The organism is Roseibium sp. FZY0029, assembly GCF_036350355.1.
Lineage (GTDB): Bacteria > Pseudomonadota > Alphaproteobacteria > Rhizobiales > Stappiaceae > Roseibium.
In genome coordinates this window covers 13,417-24,218 of sequence record NZ_JAZDVZ010000003.1, presented here as the reverse complement: position 1 = coordinate 24,218, position 10,802 = coordinate 13,417, and the positions used below count along the sequence as shown (strand labels likewise).

Genomic DNA, 10,802 nt, shown 5'->3' with positions numbered 1-10,802 from the left:
GTCCGTTTGGCGATCTACCCCTTTGCACCTGCTCTCACCATGGCTGGTTTGCCTGGACCATCTGGACCATGGCGCTAAGTCATTGAAGGGCAAAGAGAATGCCGGTCCATACAGTCTTTTATTTAACTGGACCACTATGGACCACATGGACCACCACTTGAAATCCTGCAAAACCGGGGCTTGGGCATGAAAAAACGCATCGATATCGAAAAGCTGCTGAAGTGGGCCTATTGCGAAGAGCTGCCGAAGGGTGGTGAGACATCATCACACCGGGTTGGTTCGGCCTGGGCATCGATTGAGAGTTTCATGCAGTTGCTCACAAAGATCGATGACAACGAATATGGCGTTGTTCCGACTTTGAGCCCGATCGATGGCGAACCGCATGATGATGCTTTGCGCGTGCATGAAGCTGTTTGCGATCTCGACCAGCTTCAAATCGATTTCCCACCAGACTGGAACCCGATACCGGAAATCGCTGATTTTCCGGAATGTGGTCAGGTGCTCAGCGCCGCCCGGTTCGGCATCGGTTGTCAGCGCAAGACGCCTGCAGAAATAGTCCGCAAGCATGCAATCCTTGGCGGGCATCCTGATTGGGAGGGAGAGGTGCCAACGCGAGAGGTGGTGCGGAACGGAAATGGCGCACCGATCTGGTATCAGAAGCGGATCACTCACTCGCACGATGAGGACGGCAACGCTGTCGAGTTCCGGAGTGAAACTGAAGACGGTTGGAATCGTAACACCAAGGCTCCCAAGGTAGGTGCATACCAAAAGTTTTTTCTGAAGCCTGACCCGACTGGACTGATTATCGCCCGCGGTGAATATCAAATCTGGCGGTCGTGTCTCGATATTCTCACTGAGGAACTGGCGGAAAAGCTGATGTCCTGGGTGTTGTCACCTTCAGCACGTACTGCCTGCCCTTGGGAGGGAGAAGGGTGGCGTGGCCCCCGCATCCTGAATGACCTGCGATTTTATTCTTGACGTGACAACGGCGCTTGACATACAAAAGCCGCACTGAAAAAGGTTCACACCCCGCTGGCAACGCCCGCGGGGTTTTTTGTTGGGGTGGCGATGCGTGCACTGGATCAAGTCGATAGCTGTGCGCAACTCTTCCACCAAGTAGATCAAGACCCGGACTTCTATTCCGCCAAAGTTTTCCTGCGTGACGCCTTCCCAGACGCTCGAGTTATTGAGATCGTACCGGGTGTCTTCGGTATGGCCGACGTCATGATCTACCTGGACGAAGGCGTTATCATCCAAACACTGATCTGATCGAAGTTTAGGGACCGTACCCGGCCAAATCCAATACGGGGCGGCTTAGTGTTTAAGGTGGCCAGTCTGAGCCTAAAAACGAAGCCTAAACTTGGCTAAAGACCTAAAGACGCAGCTAAATTACTAAAGTAGAGGCTGGAGCCGGAGAGACGCACGTGACAACGCAAGCGGATGAGAACGCTGTTGTCAGCAAGGGAGCGTTTGCCGATATCATTGGTGTCAGTGCGGGTCGGGTGTCGCAGTACATCTCTGAGGGCAAGATCAGCGGACCTGCCCTGGTCGGTGAGGGGCGTAGGGCGAAGATAAACGTAGCTGTCGCTCGGGAACAGCTCCGACTAGCGCTCGATATCGGCCAGATGCTCGGTAATGGGCTTGAAACCAGATTGAGTGCCGCAGCTTCACCTGGAGCATTGCCGTTCGAAGCGCTTGCCGTACCGATTTTGGCGACACAAACACCAGCGCCAGATCCGCGTCATGACTCAGTCGAGGACAAGCTCAAGCGTGAGCGGTTGTTTCAGGAGCAGATCCGCAGCCGAAAGGCAGCGGCCGAAGAGGAAGCGGAGAAGGGCCGCTTCACGATCACGCGGGAAGTCGCGGCAACTAACCGACGCATCGCTGTTGAGATGATCCAGACCTTCGAAGGGTCGCTCCCGAACATGGCCGCCGCAGTTGCCTCGCACTTCGAAGTGCCTGTCCGCGACGTGCTGCATCTTCTTCGAGGCGAATTCACGCAGATGCGGGCGAGGGCGGCTGAAAAGGCGCGCGAGAAGGGCGCAGACCTACCTGAGACCATCGAAACTGAGATCACGGCCAACGACGAGGAAGACTTGGATTGAACTGCCTTGTCGTCAATACAGCCAATCCGGAGCGCCTTGCCTTTGACGCGATGGCGGAAGCATGGACCCCGCCACCGCGAGTGGACTATCTGAAGTGGGCCGAAGAGAACATTGTGCTTTCCGAGCGTGAAAGCCCCTATCCCGGTCCCTATAACCGTGATCTCTTCGGCTACTTCGATGAGGTTCTCAGGGCTTTCTCGCCGGAAGACCCGTGTCGCATCGTGACGCTGAAGAAAAGCGCTCAACTTGGCGGAACGGTCTTGGCGAATATCTTCTGTTGTGGCTCGCTCGCCATGGTGCCGGGGGATTTCCTCTATGTGCACCCGACCGAGGGCAACGCGCAGCGCTGGTCCAAGCAGAAGCTTGCGCCGATGCTGAAGAACACCACGTCCCTACGGGCGCTGTTCTCCCAGAAGAGTCGGGATGGCGGGGATTCGATCCTCTACAAGGAGCGGATCGACGGCCGAGGTGCCATCCAGATTTCCGGTGCGAATTCGCCGGCGTCCCTGTCGATGGTCACCATGAAGAACCAGGTGCAGGATGACCTAGCGAAATGGGAAACCAACTCGGCGGGCGATCCGGAAGCACAAGCCGACAGCCGCAGCCAGGCACACGAATTCGCGAAAATCGCGAAGATTTCGACACCTCTGGTTCTGCCCGGGTGCCGAATCTCGCGGAACTTCGAAGACGGCAGTCAGGAGCTGCCCTTCGTGCCGTGTCCACATTGCGGTCACATGCAGGTCCTCGAATGGGACAACATGCTGGCCAATCTGGACGAGGAGCGGCCCGAACGGGCGCACTTCACCTGTACGGACCCGGAATGCGGCGGCGTCATCGAGGAACATCACCGCCCTGCAATGCTGAAAAAGCTGGAGTGGCGCGCACAGAACGAGAAGGCGAAGCGCCAGCATCGGTCCTTCTGGATCTGGTCGGCCTACTCCGTCCTGCAAACTTTCGAACGGATTGCAAGGGCTTGGCTGAAGGCCAAGGGCGATCCGGCCAGCGAGCAGACGTTCATGAATGACGTTGTCGGTCTGGCTTACAACGCAGCCGGTGACGCACCGCCATGGGAAGAACTGAGGGACCGAGCGTCCGAGTCAGATTATTCCAAAGGCCAGATCCCAGCGGGTGCGGTCCTGATCACACTCGGTATTGACTGTCAGGATGATCGCGTCGAATGGCAACTCGTCGGCTGGGATCGAGATCTGCGCCGCTACGTCATCGACTATGGAGTTATTGCTGGACATATCAGCGAAAAGTCTCCGCGCGGGATGCTTGACCTACTGATCGTCAGCGAATGGAGAAACGCCTACGGGCACAAGCTGAGGCCGGACCTGACTGCTATCGACGGCAACTATTCGACTGCTGATGTTTGGGGGTGGGCGAAGCGCCATCCGGCATCCAAGGTCATCATGGTACGCGGTGCCAGGTCGGAAACCGCACCGCGCCTGCAACGGGTCAAGCAGGAATATGACGACAAGAGCGGTAAGGTGAAGAAATACTCCCGGCGGTTCTACAACTTCAACAGCTCGATCATGAAGTTCGGGCTCTACAAGAACATCCGAAAAACCGACCCTCTAGAGCCAGGCTACGTTTCGTTCGCAAGTGGATTGGACGACGAGTATTTCCGGGGTCTGACAGCCGAGCGCCGTGTTGTCGAAAAGAACCGGGACGGATTTGACGTCTGGAAGTGGAGGAAAGATCCGACCCAGAACAACGAGCCGCTCGACACGATGAACCAGGCGGAAGCCGCGGCTACGAAATACGGACTTCGCTCGATGCCTTCTGCCGTCTGGGACCGCTTGGAAGCAGAGCGTTGGGCGCCGGTACCGGAAGCTCAGCTCGACTTCGAGGACCTACCACTCGCGCCAGCCCCGGCTCCCGCCGGGAAATCAAACAAGAGAAAGTCAAACTTCGCAAGTCTTGCGAAAGCCTTGAACGGATAATCATGCCTCCTTCGGTTCCGACAATCCCTCGCCGTGAAACGCTTCAGACCGGGCGTGTGCAATCGCAATATTTGCGCCCGGACCGCAGCGGCTTCCTGGCCGGCTGGCCTCGTCCCGCCTTGCGCGAGGCGAAGCATGACGTGCGTCAGGCTTGGGCAGCGGTTGCGTCTCGTGCGGTTGAATCGATACACAATTCGGGTTGGATGAAAGGCGCTGTTGATCAGGCGGTCGGCGACACAATTGGCAATGGGCTCAAACTCAACCCTATTCCGGATTTCGTCGCTTGCGGATTTTCCGGTCAGGACGAGGCTGACGACTGGTCACGAAACACGGCAAAGCGCTGGAAGACCTATTCCCGCAATCCTCGGGAATGCGATGCACGTGGCAAAATGACCGTTGCAGCCATGGCGAAATGGCAGCTGCGTAGTCACTACGGATTTGGCGAAGGCGTCGCCCGGACGATACTCCGCAAGCGTGGGAACTCCCTGACAGAGACCAAAATCCAGCTTCTTTCCCCTCTTCGGATCACACAGGAGACGCGGGACGAGGCCCGGCTTTACCAGGGTGTCTATCTAGATGGCGACGGGATGGCGGTCGGATATCGCATGAAGACCGTCCAGGGCGGACTAGACCGCACGGTTGATTTGCCAGCCCGCGACAGGCATGGCCGTCCACTGATTATCCATACGTTTGACGGCGAAGCGGACCAGACGCGCGGTGTCTCTCCCTTCGCCGCAGTGCTGAAGGTCTTCCGCCAGGTTGATCAACTGGCCGATGCTACCCTGGTGGCTGCTCTCCTGCAGACGATCTTCGCCGCGACTATCAAGTCGGACTCGCTATCCGAGGAGCTCTTCGAGGGCCTGACAACCAAGGACGAGGACGGCAACGTATCTGTTAGTGGTGATCTTGCCGGTTTTTTTGAAGCCAAGCAGGATTGGGCAAAGGGCACGAAACTCGATTTAGGTGCGCACGGCAAGATCGCGCACCTGTTCTTCGGCGAAGAGCTGCAGTTCCACAACACTAATCATCCGCATAACAACTACCTGCCGTTTATGCGGAACTTGCTCCGCGAGATAGCCCGCGCGATTGGTGTCTCCTATGAGGCCATGGCCTTTGACTACGAGGGTGCAACCTATTCGTCGGTTCGGATGGGCATTGCCTCGTTGTGGCCGCAGGTGATCACAAGGCGCGAGGATCTGTCAGCGCCGTTCTATCAGGCGGTTTATGACGCTTGGCTCGAAGAGCAGATCTTCAAAGGCTGGATTGCCTTCCCAGGTGGATACCGGAAGTTCCTGCGTGTACGCGGCGCCGCTACACAAGCGGAATGGCGGGGTCCTGCCAAACCGACTGCAGATGACCTTAAGTCAGCTAAATCCATGGGAGAGCGTTTGGAGCGGGGCGTTTCCAGTCTTTCAATCGAATGCGCGGAACTTGGCTACGATTGGGAAGAGGTCGCCGAGCAAAGAGCGCGGGAGTCCAAACGATGTGAGGAGCTTGGGCTGCCTGATCCCCATGCCGCGAAGGGCTCACCGCTCGTTGGTCGCAATATAGAGCGTGCGCTTGATGAGGAAGACGAAGACGACAAAAACAAGGACGAAGTCTGATGGCTAGCATCTTCGACGGGGTTGATACCACCGACCCGTGCCTCGTTTGGCCACTATTGCAGACAGCGCTCTACAAGCTTTCGGCTGGTGAGGTCGAGGTTCGGGTTCGGCATGAGGACTTCGATGTCACGCTGCAGCCTGCAAACACAAAGGACCTGGAGCGGATGATCACGAAACTCAAGGCCGACTGCAATCGCAAACAGGGCATTCGAAGCCGGTTTGCGATCCGTGGCGGCTACTAAGGGATCGACCATGCCAGACGTCAACGAACTCAGCTACCTACGCGCGGCAACGCAGGTTTTCGATACCCCATTGCTCTTGGCTGAAAGTCAAGGCCTCCTTATCGGCGAATATCTTGCTAGCCGGATGCTTGGTGTCGCGACACCGTCGCCGCAGGGGAACAGGTTCCGGGGCGAGGATGCCTTTGAGCAGGGTCCTGACGGCCCTGAATGGCAAGGTTATTCGCGGATTGGCAGCGTTGCACGCATCTCCTTGATGGGTGAATTGGTCAATCGCGGTGCCTGGATGGGGAGCTATTCCGGGATGACCTCCTTTGAGGGTTTTACGGAGCAGATGAACCGGGCCGGTGCAGCTTCAGATGTCAGCGCCATCGCGTTGGACGTCAACTCGCCGGGAGGTCAAGCCGCCGGCATGATCGAAGCGGCGCGCCTTGTTCGCAAGATCAGTCAAGTCAAGCCTGTGATTGCGGTGGTCAATTCGATGGCGGCTTCCGCTGCATTCGGGCTGATCAGCGGCGCAACCAAGATTGTCATGACGGAAAGCAGTGAAGTCGGCTCCATCGGTGTGTTGTGGCTTCACTTTGACCGGAGCAAGCAGCTGGAGACCAGAGGCGTAAAGGCAACGATCATTCATGCCGGTGCGCGCAAGGTCGACGGTCACCCGTTCGGACCGTTGGAAGGGGACGCCAAAGCGTCAATCGAGACGCGTGTCAACGCGATCATGAGCCAGTTTGTGGGGCTGGTTTCAGAACACCGTGGCCTTGAAGAGAAAGTGGTCTTCGATCTCGAAGCTTCAATGCTTGGCGCAGATGCCGCGCTTGAAGCAGGTCTTGCCGATCAGGTCGGCACATTCGATGAGGTCCTGGAGGACCTTGCCAGCGCCCGCGTCGGGCGCACCATCTCGCAAAAGAAGGGACTTATCATGAGCGAGAATAACCAGGGGCCCGATGCAAGCGCCTCGGGCATCACACAGGCGCAGCTCGACACGGCTGTCGCAGCGGCCAAGAGGGAAGGAGTTGCCGAAGGTGCAGCCGCTGAACGCGGTCGTATAAAGGCCATTCTGGACAGCGAAGAGGCCGAAGGCCGCGAAGAACTGGCGCGTCACTTTGCTTTCGATACCGACCAGACGCCGGAATCGGCTAACGCAGCCCTTACGAAGTCACCCAAGGCCACGGCGGAGAAGGGCCACGAGGGTGACGAATTCACTGCCCTGAAAGAAGAGGCAGCAGCCGGAGCAGCCCTTGATTTTGGCGGGCCTGCAAGCTCCGAAAAAGCGAAGTCCGGCCTTTCCAAAGCCGTGGATCGCTACGCGAGCTAACGCTCTTCCAATCATTCCAGACATTTGACCTCGACCTTATGCGGGCCGGGGAACACATCAACTCGGCCGATTGAAGAGGTTTTATCATGCTGCCGTACTACTCCATTACCCAGGACAAAGGGCTTACATCCCTTTTGAAGTGGGAAGTCGATCCCGACTTCTCCCGCGAACCCGTCACCTTGCTTGCCGGTGACGGTGCTGCTCGCACGATCAAGCTCGGCAATATCATTGCCTTGCTGGCGACTGTCTCTGATGTAAGCGCTGTTGCAGCGGCCGATGCTGGCAATACTGGCGATGGCACACTGACCATTGCCGATCCGGCCGTGACCACGGCTGCGAAAGAAGGTGTTTACACCGTCGTCTGTATCGACCCCGCAGCCGACGCCGGCACCTTCGATGTTTCCGATCCTGAAGGCAAATCTGTCGGCACGGCAAAGGTCGGCGTTGCCTTCGGTAAACAGATCCGGTTCACGATTGCTGATGGCGCAAACGATTTTATCGCAGGCGACCGGTTTGAGGTGACCGTCACCAAAGGCGATATCAACCCGAATGCGGGCAAGGCTGTCGCCTGGGACCCGGCAGGCGCGGACGGTTCTCAGTATCCCTGGGGGATTGCAGCGAATGCCGCAGAAGCTCAGGATGGCAGCGATCTCGATTTTGGTTTGATTGCGTTGCGCCGGCAGGTGCTGTGCTTCGAAAAGGGCATCGTTTGGCCGGACGGCGTGACCGCCGCGCAGAAGGCCGAAGCGCTCGAAGCCTTGGAGAAGCAGGGCGTCGTGGTCCGCGCCGCCTAACCCGAAACCGAAACACCAGAGGCCGGCACCGCCGGCCTCTTTCATTTGGATTTCCGGCAGGACCGGAAACGATCAGGAGTGAAAGGCTATGCCGGAAATTCTCTTTCCCTATACCAATGTGGAACTGACCGACGAGGTCAACCGCATTCCGAACCTCTTCGGTCTTATCAACGCGCTCAATCTGGCGCCTGGTGAACCGATGGCGTCGCGTCTTGTGCGCATCGACTATCGGGACGGCCAGCTCGTTGTCCTGGCCGCCGAGGAGCCGGGCGCACCTGGGCAGATGTCCGAGCAGGATGACGTTGGCGGCACGATCCTCACGATCCCGCATTTCCCGCATCTGGAAACCATCAAGGCGGAAGATCTTGCAGGTGGTCTTGAAGTCATCAACGGGGTACTGCAGTCCCGTAATCTCGACACGGAAACCGCTCGTCGCCTGTCTCGTGTCCGCAACCATCATTCGGTGACGCTCGAATACATCCGCATGGGTATGCTGCGCGGTCTGATCAAGGACGGCAGGGGGCGCACGCTCTACAATCTCTTTACGGTACTTAATCTCACCAAGAAGACGGTGGATTTCAAGTTGGGCACCGCCGGCACGAAGGTCGTGGAGAAGTGCGAAGAAGTCATTGATCACATCCTTGGCAATCTCAAGGGCGAAACATCCACGCAGATCGAGTGCATTGTGCACTCGACCTTCTTCAACAAGCTGGTTGGTCACGCCAACGTTGAGAAGTTCTGGATCCAGACTCAGAACGCACCGACCCTGCAGAATATGGAACGAGGTCGCCTGGGTGGAAATTGGGGCCGCATCTTCGAATTCGGCCAGATCATTTTCCGCGAATACAAGGGAACATTCCCAGTGCGAAACGCTCAAGGTGTGATCACTTCCGAACCTGCTGTCGAGGCTGGGAAGGGGCACGCCTATCCGGCAGGCACACAGAACCTGTTCACCACCTACCAGTCGCCCGCGCATCACATCGAAATGGTCAACATCGCGCCGAACGTTGATGATCCGATTTATGTGTCGACCAAGGTTTTGGATCATGGGTCCGGTGTCGAAATGAAGTCGCAGTCGAACCGGCTGGCTGTCTGCAAGCAGCCGAACATCCTCGTCGAAGTCTATAGCTCCGACTAATCCGGATGCGCGCTGACATCGCACAGAAAGCCGTTGACGCCGCCTTCGAGAGGCTCGGCGTCAACGGTTTCTATCAGCCCAAGACGGGCGATCCCATTCCGTGCCGAGTCCTGTTTTCGTCTGACGATGACGAGGCAGTCGATTTTGGCGGCCGGTCCCGTCCGGTCGGGCGTGTGAGCGTCCTGAAACTCCGGGCTTCCGAAGTCACGCCAGCCAAGGACCAGACGGTCACTGTCATTGGAATCGGTGAAACTTACACGATTTCATCGCAGCCGATATTATCGGATACGGCGCGGTTGGTCTGGAAGTTCAAGGCGGTTGCAATCTGATGCCTGATTTGAGACTGGCGCTTGTCGGGGACCTGCAAAAGCATCTCGACGCGGAACAAAAAGAGGTTTCGATTGCCCTGCAGCTCGGGACCGAAGACGTTGCCGTTCTGGGTAAGAAGCGGTATCGCCAGCAGACAACAGCCGCCGGACTTGGACGGAAGGTTGCCAAAGCCTGGCGGCACAATGTTTATCCAAGGCATGGTGTCGAAACGCTGGAACCTGCGGCGCTGATCTTCACCAAAGCGCCTGAGATCATTCAGGCCTTCGACAAAGGCCAGACGATCCGCCCGAGAAACAATAGCTTTCTCGCTATCCCGACAGACTATGCCCCGAAGAGCCGCGAACGGCTTTCGCGCGGACGCCGCATGAGCCTGAGGGAGTTCACGGAAACCTTCGGCAAGGATGCCCTGAGTTTCCGGCCGCGTTCTGGCTCGCATGGATCAATTGTCTACGCTTTCGCCGAAGAAGGTTTTCGGCGCTCGCGCGGCAAACGTGGCGGGTCCCGTCGCATCAAGGCAGGTGGCCGGCAAAAGTCGGAACGGGTTCTTATGTTCGTGCTCGTCAAGCAGGTTCGCCTTTCGAAGCGCCTGGACGTGTCGTCGATCGAGACTGTTTTGCGTAGGCAGTATCCAGCCCTCCTTACGCGGCGTTTGACCGAAAGGCTTTCCTGATGAGTTCGGATGCAGTTTTGACCGCGTTGCATACGGTCCTGACGGATTTGGCCACTGCAGACGCCGCCGTTCCAACGATAAAGCGAAACGAAACGCTGGACGATGCGTTCGAAGCGCTCGATGCCGGTGCGCAGGCCTATGGCAACATGGTCGACGGGGACCTTGAGCGCATCACTGAAGCGCTCGGGGTGCCGGGCGGGCAATATGAAATGCGCCAGTTCGCGCTTCTGGAGCTGATCGTCAAGGCGGCGACAGACGAAGCTCGCCGGGCTGCGCTTGGGGTCATTCTGGCAAAGGTGCATGCGGCTCTTGTGGCTTCAACCGGTGGCGTGGCGCATTGGGAAATCACCGGCCTCGACCGGCTTGGCCAGGCGACAGACGGAGATCCTGAGGTCTCTGGCTACACGGTCGAAATCACCTGCGAATTCGTTTCTGACGTGCCGTACTAAAAGGAAAATCCTCATGACACGCAAACGCGACACCGCGCCGGTTCCGGCGGGGAAGCCCTTCGTGCTGCTCGAAGCCGTTCCGGACTTTGGTGAACGGGGCTGCATCAAGACCCTCAATGATGAGCATGCCAGCGAACTTGGCAACAAGGTTCGCCCGGCAAGCTCCCGCGACCTAGAGATCGCCGGCAAGACGTAACAGGAGACCTGAC

General features: G+C 57.8%; 13 protein-coding genes. All 13 read left to right on the top strand.

Annotated features, from left to right (window positions below):
• Positions 1-186: 186 nt before the first annotated feature.
• The 13 genes from V1T76_RS08630 (at position 187) to V1T76_RS08570 (ending at position 10,789) form a co-directional block, all read left to right on the top strand.
• A complete protein-coding gene (locus tag V1T76_RS08630) occupies positions 187-978 on the top strand; it encodes a hypothetical protein (protein ID WP_330560259.1) in 792 nt (263 codons plus the stop codon).
• 90 nt (positions 979-1,068) lie between these two features.
• A complete protein-coding gene (locus V1T76_RS08625) occupies positions 1,069-1,269 on the top strand; it encodes a hypothetical protein (protein WP_330560258.1) in 201 nt (66 codons plus the stop codon).
• A gap of 155 nt (positions 1,270-1,424) precedes the next feature.
• Complete coding sequence (locus tag V1T76_RS08620) at positions 1,425-2,105, top strand: hypothetical protein (RefSeq protein ID WP_330560257.1); 681 nt, start codon at positions 1,425-1,427, stop codon at positions 2,103-2,105.
• The gene (locus V1T76_RS08615; RefSeq protein WP_330560256.1) at positions 2,102-4,051 is read left to right on the top strand and encodes a phage terminase large subunit family protein; all 1,950 of its coding nucleotides are present in this window, start codon (positions 2,102-2,104) and stop codon (positions 4,049-4,051) included. The genes V1T76_RS08620 and V1T76_RS08615 overlap by 4 nt, the downstream gene beginning before the upstream one ends.
• A 56-nt stretch (positions 4,052-4,107) precedes the next feature.
• Positions 4,108-5,655, top strand: coding sequence for a phage portal protein (locus tag V1T76_RS08610; protein WP_330560255.1), 1,548 nt, complete (start codon positions 4,108-4,110; stop codon positions 5,653-5,655).
• Positions 5,655-5,897: a hypothetical protein gene (locus V1T76_RS08605; protein WP_330560254.1), complete on the top strand. Its 243-nt coding sequence runs from the start codon at positions 5,655-5,657 to the stop codon at positions 5,895-5,897. The genes V1T76_RS08610 and V1T76_RS08605 overlap by 1 nt, the downstream gene beginning before the upstream one ends.
• Before the next feature lie 10 nt (positions 5,898-5,907).
• Positions 5,908-7,212: a S49 family peptidase gene (locus tag V1T76_RS08600; protein ID WP_330560253.1), complete on the top strand. Its 1,305-nt coding sequence runs from the start codon at positions 5,908-5,910 to the stop codon at positions 7,210-7,212.
• Positions 7,213-7,298: 86 nt separating this feature from the next.
• Entirely contained in the window at positions 7,299-8,006 is a 708-nt protein-coding gene (locus tag V1T76_RS08595; protein ID WP_330560252.1) for a head decoration protein, read from the top strand.
• Between the two features lie 88 nt (positions 8,007-8,094).
• Positions 8,095-9,144: a major capsid protein gene (locus tag V1T76_RS08590; protein WP_330560251.1), complete on the top strand. Its 1,050-nt coding sequence runs from the start codon at positions 8,095-8,097 to the stop codon at positions 9,142-9,144.
• 5 nt (positions 9,145-9,149) lie between these two features.
• Positions 9,150-9,473 carry a head-tail joining protein gene (locus V1T76_RS08585; protein ID WP_330560250.1) on the top strand — a complete coding sequence of 108 codons (324 nt, stop codon included), beginning with the start codon at positions 9,150-9,152 and terminating at the stop codon, positions 9,471-9,473.
• Positions 9,473-10,144, top strand: coding sequence for a DUF6441 family protein (locus V1T76_RS08580; protein WP_330560249.1), 672 nt, complete (start codon positions 9,473-9,475; stop codon positions 10,142-10,144). Before V1T76_RS08585 ends, V1T76_RS08580 begins: the two co-directional genes overlap by 1 nt.
• Entirely contained in the window at positions 10,144-10,593 is a 450-nt protein-coding gene (locus V1T76_RS08575) for a hypothetical protein (RefSeq protein ID WP_330560248.1), read from the top strand. The genes V1T76_RS08580 and V1T76_RS08575 overlap by 1 nt, the downstream gene beginning before the upstream one ends.
• 13 nt (positions 10,594-10,606) lie before the next feature.
• The gene (locus tag V1T76_RS08570; protein ID WP_330560247.1) at positions 10,607-10,789 is read left to right on the top strand and encodes a hypothetical protein; all 183 of its coding nucleotides are present in this window, start codon (positions 10,607-10,609) and stop codon (positions 10,787-10,789) included.
• The last annotated feature ends 13 nt before the right edge of the window (positions 10,790-10,802 follow it).